The 19047-nt window shown below is 72.0% G+C and carries 17 protein-coding genes and 1 pseudogene; 9 read left to right on the top strand and 9 right to left on the bottom strand.

Annotated features, from left to right (window positions below; genetic code table 11):
• Window position 1: 1 nt before the first annotated feature.
• Complete coding sequence (locus ACIHAD_RS40220; RefSeq protein ID WP_397360042.1) at window positions 2-2059, bottom strand: prolyl oligopeptidase family protein; 2058 nt, start codon at window positions 2057-2059, stop codon at window positions 2-4.
• A gap of 280 nt (window positions 2060-2339) precedes the next feature.
• Here ACIHAD_RS40220 and ACIHAD_RS40215 point away from each other — a divergent pair, with 280 nt between their 5' ends.
• The 3 genes from ACIHAD_RS40215 to ACIHAD_RS40205 are packed head-to-tail and all read left to right on the top strand — an operon-like array spanning window position 2340 to window position 3750.
• Window positions 2340-2849: an HNH endonuclease gene (locus tag ACIHAD_RS40215; RefSeq protein ID WP_397360041.1), complete on the top strand. Its 510-nt coding sequence runs from the start codon at window positions 2340-2342 to the stop codon at window positions 2847-2849.
• A gap of 46 nt (window positions 2850-2895) precedes the next feature.
• Window positions 2896-3528, top strand: coding sequence for a GNAT family N-acetyltransferase (locus ACIHAD_RS40210; protein WP_397360040.1), 633 nt, complete (start codon window positions 2896-2898; stop codon window positions 3526-3528).
• A 9-nt stretch (window positions 3529-3537) separates the two neighbouring features.
• Entirely contained in the window at window positions 3538-3750 is a 213-nt protein-coding gene (locus tag ACIHAD_RS40205) for a zinc ribbon domain-containing protein (RefSeq protein ID WP_358294681.1), read from the top strand.
• A gap of 102 nt (window positions 3751-3852) precedes the next feature.
• Here the strand turns inward: ACIHAD_RS40205 and ACIHAD_RS40200 are convergent.
• From ACIHAD_RS40200 to ACIHAD_RS40185, 4 genes and pseudogenes are all read right to left on the bottom strand, one after another.
• Window positions 3853-4239: pseudogene (locus ACIHAD_RS40200) on the bottom strand (serine hydrolase); the annotation flags it as partial.
• A 435-nt stretch (window positions 4240-4674) separates the two neighbouring features.
• Window positions 4675-5172 (bottom strand): helix-turn-helix transcriptional regulator, encoded by a 498-nt coding sequence (locus ACIHAD_RS40195; RefSeq protein WP_397360039.1) that lies wholly within the window; start codon window positions 5170-5172, stop codon window positions 4675-4677.
• A 74-nt stretch (window positions 5173-5246) separates the two neighbouring features.
• On the bottom strand, window positions 5247-7085 hold the full coding sequence (gene ilvD / locus ACIHAD_RS40190) for a dihydroxy-acid dehydratase (RefSeq protein ID WP_397360038.1): 1839 nt from the start codon (window positions 7083-7085) through the stop codon (window positions 5247-5249).
• 85 nt (window positions 7086-7170) lie between these two features.
• Entirely contained in the window at window positions 7171-7899 is a 729-nt protein-coding gene (locus ACIHAD_RS40185) for a thioesterase family protein (protein ID WP_397360037.1), read from the bottom strand.
• Between ACIHAD_RS40185 and ACIHAD_RS40180 the strand changes: the two genes are divergently transcribed.
• Entirely contained in the window at window positions 7882-8601 is a 720-nt protein-coding gene (locus ACIHAD_RS40180) for a TetR/AcrR family transcriptional regulator (RefSeq protein ID WP_397360036.1), read from the top strand. The two genes, ACIHAD_RS40185 and ACIHAD_RS40180, sit on opposite strands and share 18 nt — an antisense overlap.
• Here the strand turns inward: ACIHAD_RS40180 and ACIHAD_RS40175 are convergent.
• Entirely contained in the window at window positions 8598-9425 is an 828-nt protein-coding gene (locus ACIHAD_RS40175) for a nuclease-related domain-containing protein (protein ID WP_397360035.1), read from the bottom strand. The genes ACIHAD_RS40180 and ACIHAD_RS40175 overlap by 4 nt on opposite strands.
• Before the next feature lie 139 nt (window positions 9426-9564).
• On the opposite strand from ACIHAD_RS40175, the gene ACIHAD_RS40170 reads away from it, so the two are divergent.
• Genes ACIHAD_RS40170 through ACIHAD_RS40160 form a run of 3 tightly spaced genes read left to right on the top strand, consistent with a single transcriptional unit; the run spans window position 9565 to window position 11709 of the window.
• Window positions 9565-10971 (top strand): amidase, encoded by a 1407-nt coding sequence (locus tag ACIHAD_RS40170; protein WP_397360033.1) that lies wholly within the window; start codon window positions 9565-9567, stop codon window positions 10969-10971.
• A gap of 53 nt (window positions 10972-11024) precedes the next feature.
• Window positions 11025-11315, top strand: a complete 291-nt coding sequence (locus tag ACIHAD_RS40165; RefSeq protein ID WP_397360032.1) for a hypothetical protein — start codon at window positions 11025-11027, stop codon at window positions 11313-11315.
• 16 nt (window positions 11316-11331) lie between these two features.
• Window positions 11332-11709, top strand: a complete 378-nt coding sequence (locus ACIHAD_RS40160) for a DUF5130 family protein (RefSeq protein WP_397360031.1) — start codon at window positions 11332-11334, stop codon at window positions 11707-11709.
• A gap of 39 nt (window positions 11710-11748) precedes the next feature.
• Here the strand turns inward: ACIHAD_RS40160 and ACIHAD_RS40155 are convergent, their stop codons facing one another.
• The 3 genes from ACIHAD_RS40155 to pepN form a co-directional block, all read right to left on the bottom strand.
• Window positions 11749-12699: a hypothetical protein gene (locus ACIHAD_RS40155; protein WP_397360030.1), complete on the bottom strand. Its 951-nt coding sequence runs from the start codon at window positions 12697-12699 to the stop codon at window positions 11749-11751.
• Between the two features lie 29 nt (window positions 12700-12728).
• Window positions 12729-14144, bottom strand: a complete 1416-nt coding sequence (locus tag ACIHAD_RS40150) for a protein kinase (RefSeq protein WP_397360029.1) — start codon at window positions 14142-14144, stop codon at window positions 12729-12731.
• Between the two features lie 94 nt (window positions 14145-14238).
• Window positions 14239-16803: an aminopeptidase N gene (pepN, locus tag ACIHAD_RS40145; RefSeq protein ID WP_397360028.1), complete on the bottom strand. Its 2565-nt coding sequence runs from the start codon at window positions 16801-16803 to the stop codon at window positions 14239-14241.
• A gap of 90 nt (window positions 16804-16893) precedes the next feature.
• On the opposite strand from pepN, the gene ACIHAD_RS40140 reads away from it, so the two are divergent.
• Both ACIHAD_RS40140 and ACIHAD_RS40135 read left to right on the top strand, forming a co-directional pair.
• On the top strand, window positions 16894-17514 hold the full coding sequence (locus tag ACIHAD_RS40140; protein ID WP_397360027.1) for a disulfide bond formation protein DsbA: 621 nt from the start codon (window positions 16894-16896) through the stop codon (window positions 17512-17514).
• A gap of 129 nt (window positions 17515-17643) precedes the next feature.
• Window positions 17644-19047 (top strand): aldehyde dehydrogenase family protein, encoded by a 1404-nt coding sequence (locus ACIHAD_RS40135; RefSeq protein ID WP_397360026.1) that lies wholly within the window; start codon window positions 17644-17646, stop codon window positions 19045-19047.

Below are 19047 nucleotides of genomic sequence, written 5' to 3'. Positions count from 1 at the left end.
ACTACAGACCGGTGTGCTCGGCGAGGAAGGTCAGCGTGTCGGCCGACAGATCGACCGTACGGCTCACCGAGCGGGCGCCGTGGCCCACCTCGGCCTCGTTGCGCAGCAGCACCGGCCGCCCGGCCGCCGAGGCGTGCTGCAACGCCGCGCACATCTTCCAGGCGTGCAGCGGGTGCACCCGCGTGTCGGACTGGAAGACGGTGAACAACGTCGCCGGATAGGCCACCGACTCCTCGACCCGGTGGTAGGGCGAATAGCCCCACAACCAGCCGAACTGCTCGGGGTCGTCGGTGGTGCCGTACTCGACGTTCCAGGTCGCGCCGAGGCCGAACTTCTCGTACCTGATCATGTCGAGCAGCGGCGCCGAGCAGACCACGGCCGCGTACAGGTCGGGGCGCTGTGTCAGAGCCGCGCCGACCAGCAGGCCGCCGTTGGAGCCGCCGGAGATGCCGAGCTGCTCGCGGGTGGTGACGCCGGTCTCGATGAGGTGCTCGGCCGCCGCGTGGAAGTCGTCGAACACGTTCTGCTTGTTGGCCAGCATGCCCGCGCGGTGCCAGTCCTCGCCCTCCTCGCCGCCGCCGCGCAGGTTGGCGATGGCGTAGACGCCGCCCGCCTCGACCCAGGCCAGGATCGAGGCCGAGTAGCCGGGGGTCATGGACAGGCCGAAGCCGCCGTAGCCGTACAGGATCGTCGGCCGGGGGCCGGGCCGGTCGTCGGCGGGGGAGATGATCAGCATCCGGACGTCGGTGCCGTCCTTGGACCGGTAGACCGCCTGCGACGTGCGCACCGGCGGCACCTCGACCGCGCCCGGCGAGGCGGCCCACAGCGTGGTCTCGCCCGTGCGGGCGTCGTAGCGCTGGATCGTCGGCGGCGTGGTGTTGTCGGTGTAGCCGAACCACGCCTCGAAGCCGCCTTCGGGCCGCTCGGAGATGCCGCCGATCGTGCCCAGGCCCGGCGTCGGCACCTCGCCCACGCGCTCGCCGGTGGCCAGGTCGTGGACGGTGATCTCGCTGATCGCGTGGCGGGTCCAGCCCACCAGCATGACCGGGCGCTCCAGGTCGTCGAGGATCGCGAAGTCGGACAGCACCGCCTCGGGGTCCTCGGGGATCAGGTCGCGCCAGGTCTCGTAGCCGGGGTCGGCCGGGTCGGTCACGCACACCCGGCCGCGCGAGGCGTCCCGGTCGGTGTGCACGTAGAGCCTGCCGTCGCGGCCGAACACCAGGGCGGTCTGCGCGTCGACGCCCTCCTGCACGACCTTCAGGTCGGGGGAGTGGGCGGGCGAGGCGGTCAGGTCGGCCAGCCACAGGTCGTTGCGCGGGGCGGTGCCCTCGTGCGCCGAGACCTGGAGCCAGTGGCCGTCACGCGAGACCGAGACGCCGTAGTAGTTGGTCATCTTCAGCCCCTGGCCGAAGATCATCACGTCGTCCTCGGTCGAGGTGCCGACGCGGTGGAGGTAGACGCGGCGGTGGAACTGCGCCTCGTTCTCCGGCACCTCGGTGCGCGGCAGCCTGCGCACGTAGTAGAACGCCTCGCCGCCCGGCAGCCAGGCGATGGGGGAGTAGCGGCAGCGGTCGATCGGGCCCTCGACGCGCAGCCCGGTCGCGACGTCCATCACGTAGAGGATCGACTCCTCGTCGCCGCCCACCGAGATCTGGTACGCCAGCAGCCGCCCTTCCTTGTCGGGCTGCACGGCGTCGAGCGTGGTGAGACCGGACGGGTCGATCTCCATCGGGTCGATCAGCGCCCGCTCGGTGCCGTCGGCCTCGACGACGTAGTAGACCGCGTGCTCCTGGTCGGGCGTGCGGCGGGAGAAGAACCGGCGCTCCCCGCGCCAGGCCGGCGGCCCCACCGAGCCGGACCGCAGCAGCTCGGCGATGCGGTCCTTGAACCGCTGCTCGCCACGCGTGGCGTTGAACAGCTCGGCCTGCGCGAGCAGCCATTCCTTGGTGTCCGGGCTGTCAGGGTCCTCCAGCCACCGGTACGGGTCTGAGACGGGCGTTTCGTGCAGGATGTCGACGACGTCTTCGCGGCGTGCCGTCGGATAAGGCTCTCGCGTCATGCCAGGAACCCTACTGCCAAGGTGGGGGCGTAAAGCGCTGGTGAAGCGGGCATAAAACGTAACGTGTGTCCCTCTGGTCATTCCGGCTTGAAGATTATGGGGTGGCGGGGACGCTACGGCTAACGCCAGACTTGGTGACAGGACGGTGCCGTGGTGACCATCCGCTGGACCGTCCGGCGGAGGTCCATGTGACGGAAGCACCAGTGCCCCAGGAGGGGCCGACAGGCGGGACATGCCACGGCATGTCCCCTTTGATACGCGCGCGGCAGGGAGAGGCCCGATGACGCGCCAGGTCCTGCTGCTCAACGCCACCTATGAGCCACTCACCACGCTCTCGCTGCACCGGGCCATCGTGCTGGTGCTGCGGGAAAAGGCCGACGTCGTGCACCGCGACGGGCGGGGCGCCCAGCTCCGCTCGGCGAGTTGCACCCTCGACGTGCCTTCGGTGATCCGGCTCCGCAGATACGTCCGCATCCCCTACCGGTCCCGAATCCCGCTGACCAGGGCCGCCCTCATGCGGCGCGACGACTACCGCTGCGCCTACTGCGGGCAGCGGGCCGAGACCATCGACCACGTCATCCCGAGGTCGCGCGGTGGGACCCACACGTGGGAGAACTGCGTCGCCTCGTGCACGACCTGCAACCACCGAAAAGCCGACAAATACCTGGAGGAGCTGGGATGGACGCTGCGCGTCAGCCCGGCGGTGCCGAGGGGCGCCCACTGGCGGCTCATCGGCGCCTCGCTCGTCGGCGATCCTCAATGGGCGCCCTACCTGGAGGCGGCGGCCTAGACACACCTTTTGAACCCGGAGGCCGCCGCCTGTCACCATGACCGGTATGTGGACCTTCACCTCCGATCCGGAGGAATTCGCCGCGGTCGCCGAGCCCTTCCTGCTCGGCGACCCGGTCGGCAACACGGTTCCGCTGACCGTTCTCGCCGACCTGCGTGCCGGGCAGCCCGCCGAAGACGCCTTCTTCGCCTGGTGGACCGCCGGCGGCCAGGTGCGCGCCGCCGCCTTCCGCACGCCGCCCGCCCCTTTGAGCCTCACACGCATGCCCGCCGAGGCCGTCGCCCCGCTGGTCGAGGCGCTCGGCGGCGACCTGTCCATGGTCGTGGGGCCGGTCGAGGTGACGTCGGAGGTCGTCCGGCTGCTCGGCGAGCCCGACCGGACGGTGTCCGAACGGCTCTACCGGCTCGGCGCGCCGGCCGTCCCCTCCGTGCCCGGCCGCGGCCGGCTCGCCGGGCCGGGCGACTTCCCGCTGATGGTGAGCTGGTACCAGGCGTTCGGGGAGGAGGTCGGGCTCGGCGAGGCGCACGACGTCGCCGAGCGGTGCGAGCAGGTCGTGCTCTTCACCGACCTGGACAACCCGACGAGCAACGCGGTCTACCGGTCGATCGGCTACGAGCCCGTCTCCGACCATGCGCACCTGACCTACACCGGCTCCCGTTCACCTGCCACAGCGGGTTAGGCTTACCGCATGCCGCGTTACGACTTCCGCTGCCGCGCCTGCGGCTCCACGTTCGAGGTCTCCCGTCCCATGTCGGCCTCAGACGAGCCGGCGACCTGCCCGGAGGGGCACGGCGACACGGTCAAGCTGCTGTCCACGGTCTCCATGACCGGTGGCGCCGCCGCTCCCCGTCCGGCCGGCGGTGGCGGTGGCTGCTGCGGCGGAGGTTGCTGCTCCTCGTGACCGGCGGGCCCGGCTGAGCACCTCCACCACGAGCCGGGCCGCCCGTTCCACGGTCGCCACGCCCGTCTCCATGTCCGGGCTGCGCTCCGACAGCACGGCGATGAGCAGTTCGTGCCCGTTCAGCACGATCCGGCCCGCGCTGTTGACCGTCCACCGTCCGCCGTGCGCGCCGACGGGCAGCCAGCCGTTCTTGAGCGCGACCTCGCCGCCGGCGGCGCTGACGCCCCACGCCTGCGTCCTGTCCACCGACGACATGAGCCCGAGCGCCCAGCGGCGGCTCGCGGCCGGCACCGGACCGGCGGGGTCGGTGAGCTTCTCCAGCACCCTCACCTGGTCCGACGGGCCGCCGAGGGTCATGCGCCACGACCGTCCCGCGCCCGGCATGGTGTCGTGGACCTCCAGCGCGCGCAGGATCCGGGTGAGCCCGTCCCGGCCGCCGACGGTCATGTACAGCTCGTGCGCGCTCTCGTTGTCGCTCCGGCGGATCATGCGGGAGGCCAGCCCGCGTTCGTACGCGCCGAGCCGCCGGTGCTCGCTCTGCCTGAGCAGCAGCAGGGCGAGCAGGATGTCCACCTTGGCCACGCTGGCCAGCACGAACGGCCTGCCCTCGGCGTAGGAGTACCGCACGCCCGTCGCGCGGTCGTACACCGAGAGCGCCGTCCGCCCAGGACGGTCCCGCAACTGACGCTCCAGCGCCCGGTCGAGCGCCCGCCGCGTGGACGGCGGCAGCAGGCGCTCCATGGTCACCGCCTCGCGGTGGTGCGCCACGATCGGGAGCGGGGCCGGCAGCGGGGCCGCCGAGCAGGCGGACACGACGACGGGCAGCAGGGCGGCGATGAGCGAGATCCCCCGGACGCGCATGTGCGCGAGCCTGTCACGCCCCGCACCAACGCCCGGGGGTCCGAGGGTCAAGCTTGCGGCAGCTTACGCCGCCTTGGAGCGCCGGCGGCGGCGCTGGAACGGCAGGAACCGGTCGGCCAGGTGCGGCCGCGACGGGGTCAGCGTGGGCTCGACCGCGATGATCCGGTCGAACCTGAACGCCCTGATGGCCTGGCGCATCCGGCACACGCCGACCAGGTACCAGTATTCGCGGTGGACCAGGCAGGTCACCGGCTCGACGTCGCGGGAGGTGACGGCCCCCGAGGCGTCGCGGTAGTGGAGGCGGATCATGAGGCGGCTGGTGATGGCGTCGGCGACGAGCCTGGCCCGGGAGGCGACCTCCACGGGCAGCGGCTCGGTCAGTGTCGCGAGCGTGGTCGCGATGACGTCGTCGTCGAGCTCCAGGTGCTGGAGCGCGTGCTGCAGGCCGCGCCGTGCGGCGACGGCCTGCGGGCCCGCTCCGAGGTGAGCGAGGGAGAGGGCGATGGCGGCGATCTCGGCGGTCGTCAGCGGGCGAGTCTCGTCCTTCACGACTGTCGTCATACCCCAAGAATAGGGACGACCACCGACAATTTTCGAAAATCTGTGCGGTGGACCGGGGGTCCACCGCACACTGACTATCGGGACAGCTGCGACAGGTCGCGCGAGGCGCCGGTCGAGGCGGACGTGGTCATCGCCGCGTACGCCTGCAACGCCACGCTCACCGGACGGTTGCGGTCGCGCGGACGGTAGCCGCCCAGGTCCGCCAGCAGCCGCTCGCGCCGCGCGGCCAGCTCGGCCTCGGGCACCCGCAGCTCCATCGACCGGCCGGGGATGTCGATGTCGATGATGTCGCCGTCCTCGACCAGCGCGATCGTGCCGCCCTCGGCCGCCTCGGGCGAGGCGTGCCCGATCGACAGCCCGGACGTGCCGCCGGAGAAGCGGCCGTCGGTGATCAGCGCGCACGCCTTGCCCAGGCCCTTGCCCTTGAGGAACGAGGTCGGGTAGAGCATCTCCTGCATGCCGGGGCCGCCCTTGGGGCCCTCGTAGCGGATGACCACCACGTCGCCCTCCTTGACCCGCCCGCCGAGGATGCCCTCGGAGGCCTGCTCCTGCGACTCGAACACCACCGCGGGCCCGCTGAACTTCCAGATCGACTCGTCGACGCCCGCCGTCTTCACCACCGCGCCGTCGCGCGAGATGTTGCCGTAGAGCACGGCCAGGCCGCCGTCGGCGCTGTAGGCGTGCTCGAGGTCGCGGATGCAGCCCTCGGCCCGGTCGAGGTCGAGGGAGTCCCAGCGGTTGTCCTGCGAGTACGCCTTCACCGTGCGCACGTTGCCCGGCGCCGCGTGCCACAGGTCGGTGGCCTCGGGCAGCGCGGACGGCGACTTGACGTCCCAGGCGGCCAGGGTGTCGGCCAGCGTGCCGCCGTTGACCGTGGGCACGTCGCGGTGCAGCAGCCCGGCCCGGTCGAGCTCGCCCAGGATGGCCGGGATGCCGCCGGCGCGGTGGACGTCCTCGACGTGGTACTTGCTCGTGGCCGGGGCGACCTTGCACAGGCAGGGCACGCGCAGCGAGATCTCGTTGATCTCCTTGAGGCCGAAGTCGACCTCGGCCTCGCGGGCCGCGGCCAGGATGTGCAGGATCGTGTTGGTCGAGCCGCCCATGGCCACGTCGAGCGTCATGGCGTTCTCGAACGCCTCGCTGGTGGCGATCGAGCGCGGCAGCACCGACTCGTCGCCGTCCTCGTAGTAGCGGCGGGTGATCTCGACGAGCTGGCGGCCGGCGTCCTCGAAGAGCTGCTTGCGCTTCTTGTGGGTGGCCAGGATCGTGCCGTTGCCGGGCAGGGCCAGGCCCATGGCCTCGGTCAGGCAGTTCATGGAGTTGGCGGTGAACATGCCCGAGCAGGAGCCGCAGGTCGGGCAGGCGTTCTCCTCCATCTCCAGCAGCTCGGCGTCGGACACGGACGCGTCGGCGGAGGCGATCATCGGGTCGATGAGGTCGAGCTTGCGGCCCGGCGTCTTGCCGGCCTCCATGGGGCCGCCGGAGACGAAGATCGTGGGGATGTTCAGCCGGAAGGCGGCCAGCAGCATGCCCGGGGTGATCTTGTCGCAGTTGGAGACGCAGATCAGCGCGTCGGCGCAGTGGGCGTTGACCATGTACTCGACGGCGTCGGCGATCAGCTCGCGGGACGGCAGCGAGTAGAGCATGCCGCCGTGGCCCATCGCGATGCCGTCGTCGACGGCGATCGTGTTGAACTCGCGGGGGATCGCCCCCGCCTCGCGGATCGCGGCCGACACCACGTCGCCGACCTCGCGCAGGTGCACGTGGCCAGGGACGAACTGGGTGAAGCTGTTGGCCACCGCGATGATGGGCTTGCCGAAGTCGCTCCCGGCTACGCCGGTCGCCCGGAGCAGGGCCCGGGCGCCGACCATGTTCCTGCCGTGGGTGACCGTACGTGACCTGAGGGCCGGCATTGTGCTTCTCCCATCATGAGGCGAGTCTTCACATGTTACGGCCCCTCGCCCGGCGGCTGAGACATGTGTCCACTCTCCGGACAGCTCAGTCCGGCAACCGTACGGCCGCGAGCTGGGTCGCCTGGGCCACCAGCCGTCCCTTGGAGTCCCACACGTGGGCCACCTCGTCCATCCGGTCGCCCCCGACGTCCGTGGCCGACAGGCGGACCCTGATCGGGCCGGGCGCGGGCAGCCGGCGGATGTAGGCCGAGAGCTGGATCGTCGGCACCCAGCCGGACAGCCCGAGGTCGAACGAGACCGGCGGCACGGGGTCGAGCGCCACGAGCAGGCTCAGCGGGTCCCAGTCCGAGCCGTCGGCCAGGCGCTGCCAGCTCGCGATCTCGCCCTTCCCGCTCGGCGCCCCGAACGCGAACGCCAGATGGGCCGGATCGACGCGCTCCTCGACCACGGCCATCAGCGGCACGGGGAAATCCGCGCCGGGCGGGTCGGTGGGCGCGAGGAAGCAGTCCTCCTCGGCCGGCAGCTCGACCGGCGGGAGCGAGGTCCACCAGGGGTCGCCGTCGTCCAGCAGGCCGAGCGTGACGTGCGACTCGACGCGCACCCTGCCCTCCTGGGCCAGCGAGACCCGGACCTGGGCCAGGCTCCGGCCGATCCGCAGCGGCTCCACGCGCACGTCCGCCGGGCCCGGCACGGGCGGCTCGACGAAGGCGCCGCTCACGGCCGTCACGTGCGGGTGCCGCTCGCCGGCGCCGCTCTCGCAGGCGGCGCGGGCCAGCACCGCCAGCAGGTAGCCGCCGTGCAGCTTGGTGCCCACGCTCCACTGGGCGTCCAGCGTGGCGCCGAACGCGTCCGCGCCGCGGGCGAGGACCTGCTGACCGAGTCCGGCGGCGAGGACGCCCTGACCCTGCGCGCGGTCGCCCGGCGTGCCGGGGTGTCCACGCCCTCGGTCTACCTGCACTTCGCCGACAGGGAAGCGCTGCTGGAGGCGGTCTGCCTGCGCGTGTGGGACGAGTTCGGCCGGATGTTCCGCGAGAACCTGTCGGGCGACCCGTTCCTCGCGCTCGGCCGCTGCGGACGGGCCTACGCGCGCTTCGCCCTGGACCACCCCGTTCAGTACCGGGTGCTGATGATGCGTCCCTCGACCGCGCAGGGCGTGCCGCCGGCCGCCGCCGAGTGCTTCCGCCACATGGTGAACGCCGTCGCCGCCTGCGTGGCCGCCCGCGTGCTCGAAGGCGACCCCGAGGAGCTGGCGCTCGGCCTCTGGTCGGCCGTGCACGGCTGCGTCTCGCTGCTCATCGCCCAGCCGTCGTTCCCGTGGCCCGAGGACCGGGAGGCGCTGATCGACCACATCGTCCGCATCGCCGGAGTGGGCACGGCGCTGCTGTCACGCCTGCCCGACGCGCTGCCGCCCAGCGGCGTGCTGGCCGCCGAGCTGGACGACTTCGGCGCCCGGCTGTCGGCGGACATGACAGGACCCCGCGGAGCGGAACTCCGCGGGGTCCGTCGGCCGTCCTAGCCCTCGCCGTACCTGGCGGGCAGGACCTGGGCGGCGATGTCGTAGAGCCGGTCGATCTCGGCCGGGGTCAGCGCCCGCTCCCGCTTGGTGATCCACTTGCGGGCCCGGTCGCCCTGGTAGACGTCCACGCCGCGGATGGTCATGATCTTCCACGGCACGGGCGGCCCGTAGATGGCCAGCGAGGGCACGACGACGACCTCGCGGCCGAACGCCTTGCTGATCAGCTCGCTCGCCTGGGACGCCTCCCACTTGGCCTCGGTCAGCCTCGGCTTCATGTCGAAGGGACCGTGGAAGAGCTTCTTGCCGGACTGGACGCGGACCGGAAGCCGTTTGTCCCACTTCTCGGAGTCGACCGCGTAGACGCCGGTCGGCCCCACCACGAGGTGGTCGATCTGCGCCTCGCTGCCCGGGATCGCCCTGGCGTGCAGGGTGCGGTAACCGCTGCGCTCAAGCCTGCGGAGCTGCCCCTCGGTACGCCGCTCGGCCACGGACGCGCGCCGCCACGCCGGCACCGTGGAATGGGAACGCGCGCGGTAGACCGTTTCGAGGATGGCCGCGACCACCCCCGCGGTCACTCCCATGCGCCAGTCGCGCAGCAGGAAGCCCACCACGATCGCCACGCCGATCGCCACGAGCGCGCGATTGCGCAGGCGGCGGAACCGCGGCTGCTGGAGCAGGTCACGCATGGACGCGCGTTCCACGGGCGCGTAGGTGGTGGTGGGCGCCGATGGCGTCGCGGCGGCGGTCTGCTCGCTCTCAGGCCGGTCGCTCACCCAGATGGGTGACGCGTTGTGACCGTCTTCTCGCTGGTTGTCGGAGTCCACGTAACTCACCGTAGCCCGGAGATCGGAATGATTCCTAGTGTTGACCTGTCCATAGTTTTATGGCCCAGCTCATCGTGTTCCACTCATGTTTTCGGGGTATGTCTTACGTTCTTCTCTAGAGATGCCTAGTGTGCCGATCGTGCGAGAACTTCATGAGCTTTCCGCGCTTGAGCAGGCTCAGGCGGTCCGCGACCGTGACGTCTCACCGGTCGAGCTGACCAGGCATTACCTTGACCGGATCGAGCGGATCGATCCACAGGTCGGCGCATACGTCACCGTGACCGCCGAACAGGCCCTCGACCAGGCCCGCCGCCTGGAGAAGGAGCTGCCGGACGGGCCGCTGGCCGGGGTGCCGATCCCGGTCAAGGACCTCAATCTGGTCAAGGACGTGCCGATCACGTTCGGCTCGGCGGCCTACCGGGGGTTCGTCGCGCCGGTGGACGACACGGTCGTGACGCGGCTGCGCCAGGCCGGCACGGTCATCCTGGGCAAGACCGCCACCCCCGAGTTCGGGTTGCCCTGCTACACCGAGACCGACGTCTCGCCGCCCGCCCGCTCGGCCTGGGACCTCGGCACGTCGGCCGGCGGGTCCAGCGGGGGAGCGGCCGCCGCCGTGGCCGCCGGGCTGGCTCCGGCCGCCCAGGGCAGCGACGGCGCGGGCTCGATCCGTATCCCGGCCTCGGCGTGCGGCCTGTACGGCATCAAGCCCACCCGTGGCCGGATCAGCTTCGCCCCGATCATCCCCGACCTGGCGGGCATGTCCACGAACGGCCCGATCGCCCGTACGGTGGCCGACGCGGCGGCCCTGCTCGACGTGATGGCGCACAACGAGCCCGGCGACCTCTACCTCGCGCCCCGCCACGAGGGCACGTTCCTCGCCTGCGCCGGCCGCGACCCCGGACGGCTGCGCATCGCCCGCTACGCCGATCCCGTCGTGCCGGGGACCGAGGTCGATCCCGAGGTGCTGGCCGCGTACGAGGGCGCCGCCCAGACCCTCGCCGGCCTCGGGCACGAGGTCGTCGAGATCCCCAGGCCGTTCGGCGCGGACCTCGTGCCGCAGTTCGTCACCCTCTGGTACACCTTCGCCTGCATGCACCCGGTCGCCGACGACCAGAGGCACCTGCTCAGGCCGCTCACCCGGTGGCTGCGCGAGCGCGGCCTGGCCACCCCCGCCCCCGCGTTCCTCCAGGCCCAGGCCGCCCTCCAGCTCGCCACCCGGGGCGCGCTCACGATCACGAACGCCTACGACGCGGTGCTCACCCCGACCCTCACCCAGCCGCCCAGGCCGGTCGGCTGGTTCGAGGACGTGGACGACGTCGAGGAGACGTTCGAGCGCATGAAGCGCTTCGCCGCCTTCCCGGCCATCTACAACGTCAGCGGCCAGCCCGCGGTGAACCTGCCGCTGCACTGGAGCGCCGACGGCCTGCCGATCGGCGTCATGCTGGCCGGGCGGATCGGCGGCGAGGGCACCCTGATCTCGCTGTCGGCCCAGGTCGAGGCGGCCAGGGGCGGCTTCTGGGGCGACCGGCGGCCGGCCGTCTGGTAGGAGGCCCCGGCACGGGTCTGGCCGAGCACCCGGCTGAGGATTACGTTCGTCGTGTGAACAGCGCGGCGGAAAGTCTGCTCTTTGTCATCGGGGTGTCCTTGGGGCTGTTCGTCCTGATCAGCCTGCTGGTCATGGTGCCGGGGCACGGCTCGTCCCGGGCGGCGGAGCCGGGGCCGGTGTGGCTGGGCGGGCCGTCCGGGAGCGAGCACGGCTTGAGCACGTCGGGGCTGGTGCTCGCCGACGGCCCCGCGCCCTGGGCGCAGGCGCCCGAGCACGACTGGGTGGCCTCGGCCGCTACCGCGGAGCCGGACGGGCGCCTCGGCGGCGCTTCGGCGGGCTGGTGACCGGGCGGTGCGGCCAGTGACGTGGGCACTGACGCGGGCACTGACGGCGGCCCAGGCGGACGATCTCCGCAAGGCCGTGCAGGGCGCCGAGCGGCGCAGCGGGCTGCGCTTCTGCGTGTTCCTGGGCGAGCCGGTCGGTGCCCGGCGGCACTTCGCCGAGCGGCTGCACGCCGCCCTGGGCGCCGAGTCCGCCGATGCCGTGCTGGTGTTCGTCGATCCGGCCGGGCGCGCCCTGGAGATCGTGACGGGCCCGAACGCCAGGCGGCGGCTGAGCGACGGCGCCTGCCGGCTCACCGCCCTGTCGATGGCCACCGCCTTCAGCGCCGGCGACCTGGCCGGCGGCCTGCTGTACGGCATCGCCGCCCTCGGGGAACAGGCCGCGACCCGCCGCTGACCCACGCCCTCTGGCCCCGGCCGCGCCGGTGCTCCGGGCTCAGGCGCGTTGCAGCAGGCTGACGACGTGGTCGCTGACGCCGCGGAGCAGGCCGGACGGCTCGATCGGCGCCCCGGCCACGGCCGAGAACAGCGCGGGCAGCCCCGGCAGCGGGAAACCGTCGTCCTTGACGGCGGCGGCACCCACCGCGTTCTTGTCCAGCGCCGTCCGGCTGCGCTCCCAGGCGTCGAGCACCTCCTCCGGCGACGGCACCCCGAACCCGTGCCCGACGGGCGCGGCGTGCCGCAGCCGGACGAGCGGCGTCTCGGCGAAGGTCAGCGCCGTACGAGCGCGCACCTGGAGGTCGGCGCGCGGCTCGGGCTCGATCCAGTCCATGGCCGTGCACGGGTTGCGGCAGGTCGCGACGCACACCGCGAGCGCGCCCGCGAGCTGGCTGTGCTGCCGGTCGAAGTAGGCCCGCCAGCCCTCGCCGGGCTCGACCGACACCCGCAGCGTGCGGTTGGTGGCCGACTGCTCGGACTTGGTGTGGTCGCACTCGCGGTCGCCGATCACGCCGAACCTGCTCCCGGGCGCGCTCAGGCCGGCGGGCCAGCGGGCCGGGTCGCCGGCGTGCCCGAGCTGCGGCTCGAACGCCAGCAGGGGCAGGTATTCGCTGGCGATGTGCACGGCCGCGATCATGGGGCTCAGCTCGCGCCGGTGCCAGCGGACGGCGATCACCTCAAGCAGGAGACCGTAGGCGGGCTTGAGCGACTCCAGGGCCCCGCGCGGCTGCTCCCGCGGCGTCTGCGGCATGTGGCAGGCCCGGGCGAGGCGGCGCAGATCGGCCGGCACGGACCTGGCCTCGGCCGCGAAGTCCTCGGCGTCGAGCGAGAGCAGCCGCTGCCCGAACTCGCACACGTCAGAGATCTCGGCCGTGGGGGCGAGCGCACCCAGATCGGCGAAGGCGTACCGGCGGGCTAGGGCGATCAGCAGCTCACGAGTCGAATCCACGCGATGACTTTCTCACGATCTTCGAGCGGTCACGGACACGGGGCGCGCACGCACTGGACGTCTTCCGGCGGGCTGGTGACCGTCGGCTCGTCCGTGGGTTCCTCGGGACCGGGCTGGCTGGGCTCCTGCGACGGCTCGGGCTCGGCGGTGGTCGCGGTCGGCGTGGGCTTCGGCGAGGTGGAGGGTGTGGCGCTCGGGGTGGTGGGAGCCACGGTAGGGCCGGGCGTCGCGCTGGCGGTGCCGCTCGGCCTGGCGCTCGGCGCGGCCTTGGTCGGCGGCGCGGGTTGCCTGGTGGTGTGCTCCGGGCTGCTCGGGCTGTGGGACTGCGTGGTCTCGTCGGCGGGCGGCAGCACCTCGCCCGTGGTCGAGGGCTCTGCCGGACGCAGCCACACCGCCCCGGCGATCGCGGCCGAGACCACGACGGCGGCGGCCATGGTGACCAGGGCCGTCAGCGTGCGCCGCCTGCGGGACCTGCCGCCGGCCGGGGCCGAGGGCATGGTGAAGGGCGAGCCGGTGTCGGCCGCGGGCATGACGCCCGTCGGCTGGAGGCCCGCGTGAAAGCCCGTCTGGGGACCGGTCGTCGTGGCAGCGGTGACCGAGGACGTGGTGACCGGCAGGGCCGCGCCGCTGACCGAGGCGCGGGCCGCCCGAGCCATGTCGGAGGCCGACGGCCAGCGCTGCGCCGGGTCCTTCTGCAGCGCCCGCGTCACCACCTGGCGCACGGCCGCCGGCAGGTCGGCGGGCGGCTCGGGGACGGGCGCGTTGAGATGCTTGAAGATGATCTGCACAGGGGTGTCCCCCTGGTACGGCAGCCGCCCGGTCAGGCACTCGTAGGCCACCACGCCCAGCGCGTAGACGTCGACCGCGGGGGTGACCTCGTTGCCCGCGGCCATCTCCGGCGCGCAGTAGGCGGCCGAGCCGAGCATGGTGCCCGTGGCCGTGAGGTGACCGGCCGAACCGGAGTGGGCGACCCCGAAGTCGGTCAGCGCGACCTGCCCGTCGGGGCGGACCATGAGGTTGGCCGGCTTGACGTCGCGGTGGACGATGCCCTGGGCGTGGGCCGCGGCCAGCGCGTCACCCACCTCGGCGACCAGGCGCATGGCCTCCTGCGCGCCGAGCGGGCCGCGCCGCAGGACCCGGTCGAGCGACTCGCCTCGGACGTATTCCATCACCAGGTAGCTGACCCGGCGCCCGTCGGCCTCGTGGACGCCGTAGTCGTAGACGCCGACCACGCCGCGGTGCCGGAGCGTGGCCATGGCCCTGGCCTCGTTCTGGAAGCGCTGGGTGAAGGTGGGGTTCTCCGACAGGGCGGGCATCATCACCTTGACCGCGACGGCCCGGCCCAGCACCAGGTCGTCGGCACGCCAGACCTCGCCCATGCCGCCGCCGCCGAGGCGGTCGGCCAGCACGTAGCGGTCGTTGAGCGTGGTACCGGCGCCTAGCACGTACTTGAGGCTAACACCCGGTCTCCATGCTCAGGCCGTATTCGGCGCACCGCGAAGCCGGGTCCCCGCCGGGCGTGGCGGGGACCCGGGTGGATCAGGCCGACGCGGCGTCGGTCTCGCGGTTGCGCAGAGCGCGGCTGACGCCGTCGGCGCCCTCCAGGATCAGCCTGCGCAGGGCCTGCGGCGGCTGCTCGGCGGCCAGGAAGTCCTGGGCGGCCTGGACCGTGGCCGGCTCGATGAGCAGCGAGGGGAAGCAGCCCACCGCGAACGTCGAGGCCTTCTCGAACGTCCACTCCTGGTAGACGCGCCCGGCCTCGGCGAAGTACTTCTCCCGGTACGGCTCCAGCAGCTCGGCGTGGTGCGGGTCCTGGAAGCCGGCGATGGTGCTGCGGGCGATGTGGTTGGCCAGCTCGCCGCCCACGATCCGCTCCCAGGCCGCCGCCTTGGCCTCGGCCGTCGGGATCGCGGCCCGGCACAGCGCCGCCGACCGCTCACCCGTCGCCGTAGGGTCGCGCTCCAGCTCGGCCTCGATGTCGGCCTCGCCCAGCCGGCCGCCGGAGACCAGCGCGGTCACCAGCGTCCAGCGCAGGTCGGCGTCGACGGTCAGCCCCTCGGGCACGCCGGTGCCGTCGAGGATGGCCTGCACCAGGTCGAGGTCGGCGTCGGAGACCGCCACCGGGGCGAACGCCTGGAGGAAGGCGAGCTGGTGGTCGGAGCCGGGCGCGGCCGAGCCGAGCAGCGAGCGCAGCTCGGCGGCCAGCAGCGCCCGGCCCTCGGACTGCCAGGCCGGGTCGGCGTACTGCTGGACGGACTGGCGCGCCTGGCGCAGCACCGCCTGCAGGACCGTGATGTCGGAGACCGTGCCCGCGCCGGAGATGACCAGCTTGACGTAGTCGCGCGTGGACATCTCGCCGTCGCGGGTCATGTCCCAGGCCGCCGACCAGCACAGGGCGCGCGGAAGCGACTCGGTGATGGCAGCGATGCCGCCCTGGACGAGCGTGCGCAGGGAACGCTCGTCCAGCCTGACCTTGGCGTAGGTCAGGTCGTCGTCGTTGAGCAGCACCAGGTCGGGCTGCTCGGCGCCGACCAGCTCGGCCACGCTCGTACGGGCGCCCACCACGTCGAGCTCGACCCGCTTGGTCCGGGTGAGCACGCCGTCGGTCAGCGAGTACAGGCCGACCGCGATGCGGTGCGAGCGCAGCGTCGGGTAGTCGGCCGGGGCCTCCTGCAGCACCTCGAAGGAGGTGAAGCGGCCGTCGGACACCTCGAAGGAGGGACGCAGCGTGTTGACCCACGCGGTCTCCAGCCACTCCTTCGACCACGACGACAGGTCGCGGCCCGAGGTGCGCTCCAGGGCGGCGAGCAGGTCCTTCAGCTCGGTGTTGCCCCAGGCGTGCTCGGCGAAGTAGTCGCGCACCCCGGCCAGGAAGTTGTCCAGGCCGACGTAGGCGACGAGCTGCTTGAGCACCGAGGCGCCCTTGGCGTACGTGATGCCGTCGAAGTTGACCTCGACCGCCTGCATGTCGGGGATGTCGGCGGCGATCGGGTGGGTGGAGGGAAGCTGGTCCTGGCGGTAGGCCCAGGACTTCTCCACGTTCGCGAACGTGGTCCACGCGCCGTTGCCCCACCGGGTGGCCTCGGCCTGGGCCAGCACGGACACGTACGTGGCGAAGGACTCGTTCAGCCACAGGTCGTCCCACCAGCGCATGGTGACCAGGTCGCCGAACCACATGTGGGCCATCTCGTGCAGGATCGTCTCGGCGCGCCGCTCGACGACCGCGTCGGTGACGCGGGACCGGAAGACGTAGTCCTCCAGGAACGTCACGCAACCCGCGTTCTCCATCGCGCCGGCGTTGAACTCGGGCACGAAGAGCTGGTCGTACTTGGTGAACGGGTAGCGCACGCCGAACACGCGGTGGAAGAAGTCGAAGCCCTGCCTGGTGACCTCGAAGAGGTTGTCGGCGTCGAGGTGCTCCCCGAGCGAGGCGCGGCAGTAGAGGCCGAGCGGGATGCCGTCGTGCTCCGAGGTGACCTTGAAGTACGGGCCGGCCACCAGCGCGGTGATGTACGTCGAGATCACCGGCGTGGGCTCGAACTCCCACCGCCTGGCCGCCTGGACGCCGCCGTGGCGGCCGGACCGCCCCTGCAGGTCCTCGACCTTGGCCGCGGCGCCGTTGGAGACGACCTCCCAGTCGGCCGGGGCCAGCACGGTGAGCTGGAAGACGGCCTTGAGGTCGGGCTGGTCGAAACAGGCGTACATGCGGTGCGCGTCGGCCGTCTCGAACTGGCTGTGCAGGTAGACCTTCTGGTCGACCGGGTCCACGAAGCGGTGGAGACCCTCGCCCGTGCGCATGTAGCTGCAGTCGGCGTCGACCAGCAGCTCGTTGGACTCGGCCAGCGAGGGGAGCGGGAAGCGGCCCTTCTCGGCGTCGTAGGAGGAGACGTCGAGGTCGGCGCCGTTGAGGGTGACCTTGCGCACGTTGGCGCCGTGAAGGTCGATGAAGGTGGAGGCGCCCGGGCTGGTGCTGGTGAAGCGCACCTTCGTGACGCTCTCGAAGCGCTCGTCCCCCTCCGTCAGGTCGAGTGCGACCTCGTACGACTCGACCTTCAACAGCCGGGCGCGCTCACGAGCCTCGTCCCGGGTCAGGTTGCCTGCCAAGTTGCGCTCCTTTTCACCACTTCGTTGTAGTTTGTCGGTATCCTGCCACGCCGGGAATAGGACCTCGACACCCTCAGGTTATGGCCCCACGTGACTGAGAAGATTCCCGTGGACCTGTGGTTCGATCCTTTCTGCCCTTTTGCCTGGGCGACGTCACGATGGCTTCTCGAAGTGGAGAAGGTTCGCGACATCGAGCCGCGCTGGCACGTCATGAGCCTCAACGTGCTCAACGAGGGCAAGGACGTGCCCGACTCCTACCGTGAGGCCATCGTCAGGGCCATCGAACCCGTCCGCGTGGTCGCCGCCGCGCGGGCCGCGCACGGCGATCAGGTCGTCGGCCCGCTCTACACCGAGCTCGGCACCCGCCTGCACAACCAGCGCGGGATGAAGGACCTCAGCCGCCTCGGCGAGATCGTCGAGGACTCCCTGGAGGCGATCGGCCTCAGCCGCGACCTCGCCGCCGCCGCCCACTCCACCGAGTGGGACGACGCCGTACGCGCCTCCCACCAGGAGGGCATCACCCTGGTCGGCCAGGACGTCGGCACCCCGGTCATCCGCGTCGGCGCCGACGCCTTCTTCGGCCCGGTCATCACGTCCATCCCGAAGGGCGAGGACGCGGGCAGGCTGTGGGACGGCGTTCTTCTCGTCACCGAGTTCGAGGACTTCTTCGAGCTGAAGCGGACTCGTACTAGACAGCCCACCTTCGACTAGATATGTCTTCCGCCGCCGGGGTAAGACTCCTACCCTGGCGGTAGGTCTCGGGCGCGCCGAGGATAAGGAATCCCCCTCTGCCCGATCCGTGCTCTCGCCAGTCCACGACGTGCACGCGAGGATGGCCCCATGCGCCAGCTGTATATCGGCGGTTCCTGGAACGCCTCTACGTCAGACGAGTCCATCGAGGTCGCCAACCCGGCCACGGAGGAGATCATCGACCGGGTGCCCGCGGGCACCCCCGACGACGTCGAGGCGGCGGTGTCGGCCGCGCGCGAGGCGTTTCCCGCCTGGTCCGACACGTCGGCGACGCAGCGCGGGAAGCTGCTCGGCGCCGCGGCCGAACTGCTCAAGCAGCGCGCCGAGAGCGTCGCCCGCACGATCGCGACCGACATGGGGGCGCCGCTCGGCTTCGCGCTCAAGGTCCAGACGCTGATGCCCGCGGCCGTCCTGTCCTCCTACGCGCAGATGGCCGAGAGCTACCCGCGCGAGTCCCGAATCGGCAACTCCCTGCTGCTCAAGGAGCCGATCGGGGTCGTCGCGGCGATCACGCCCTGGAACTATCCGCTCCACCAGATCATCTGCAAGGTCGGCCCCGCGCTGGCCGCCGGCTGCACGGTGGTGCTCAAGCCGAGCGAGGTGGCGCCGCTCGCGGCGTACGCGCTGGCGGAGATCTTCGACGAGGTCGGCCTGCCGCCCGGGGTGTTCAACCTGGTCAGCGGGCGCGGCCCGGTCGTCGGCGAGGCCATGGCCGCCCATCCCGAGGTGGACATGGTCTCTTTCACCGGCTCCACCGCGGCCGGCCGCCGGGTCGCCGCGCTCGCCGCCGAGACCGTCAAGCGGGTGGCGCTGGAGCTCGGCGGCAAGTCGGCCAACATCGTCCTGCCCGACGCCGACCTCGCGACGGCCGTCAAGGTCGGGGTGGCCAACTGCTTCATCAACGCGGGCCAGACCTGCTCGGCCTGGACCCGGATGATCGTCCACCGCGACCAGTACGACGACGCCGTCCGCCTGGCCGTCGAGGCGACCCGCAAGTACACCGTCGGCGACCCCTTCGACGAGGCCACCAGGGTCGGGCCCCTGGTGTCGGCGGCCCAGCGCGACCGGGTGGTCCGCTACATCAACCGAGGGCAGGAGGAGGGCGCCAGGCTCGTCGCCGGCGGCACCGAGCGCCCCCGCGAACGCGGCTTCTACGTCGAGCCCACGGTCTTCGCCGCGGTCGAGCCGGGCATGACGATCGAGCAGGAGGAGATCTTCGGGCCCGTGCTGTCGCTGATCCCGTACACGAGCGAGGCCCAGGCCGTGGAGATCGCCAACGACACCAGGTACGGCCTGGCCGGGGCGGTCTGGTCGGGCAGCCAGGAGCGCGCGGTCGCCGTCGCGCGCAGGCTGCGCACCGGTCAGGTCGTCGTCAACGGCGGCCAGTTCAACCCGCTGGCCCCCTTCGGCGGCTACAAGCAGTCGGGAGTGGGCCGCGAGCTGGGCGAGTTCGGCCTGGAGGAGTACCTGGAGATCAAGTCGCTGCAGCTGTAG

Source organism: Nonomuraea sp. NPDC052265 (assembly GCF_044547985.1).
Taxonomy (GTDB): domain Bacteria; phylum Actinomycetota; class Actinomycetes; order Streptosporangiales; family Streptosporangiaceae; genus Nonomuraea.
This window is presented reverse-complemented; position numbering and strand designations above follow the sequence as displayed.

Coding starts and splice junctions, on each gene's coding strand:
- ACIHAD_RS40215 (WP_397360041.1), top strand. CDS start 2,340: ATGACGCGCCAGGTCCTGCTGCTCAACGCCACCTATGAGCCACTCACC.
- ACIHAD_RS40205 (WP_358294681.1), top strand. CDS start 3,538: ATGCCGCGTTACGACTTCCGCTGCCGCGCCTGCGGCTCCACGTTCGAG.
- ACIHAD_RS40195 (WP_397360039.1), bottom strand. CDS start 5,172: ATGACGACAGTCGTGAAGGACGAGACTCGCCCGCTGACGACCGCCGAG.
- ACIHAD_RS40210 (WP_397360040.1), top strand. CDS start 2,896: ATGTGGACCTTCACCTCCGATCCGGAGGAATTCGCCGCGGTCGCCGAG.
- ilvD (WP_397360038.1), bottom strand. CDS start 7,085: ATGCCGGCCCTCAGGTCACGTACGGTCACCCACGGCAGGAACATGGTC.
- ACIHAD_RS40220 (WP_397360042.1), bottom strand. CDS start 2,059: ATGACGCGAGAGCCTTATCCGACGGCACGCCGCGAAGACGTCGTCGAC.
- ACIHAD_RS40135 (WP_397360026.1), top strand. CDS start 17,644: ATGCGCCAGCTGTATATCGGCGGTTCCTGGAACGCCTCTACGTCAGAC.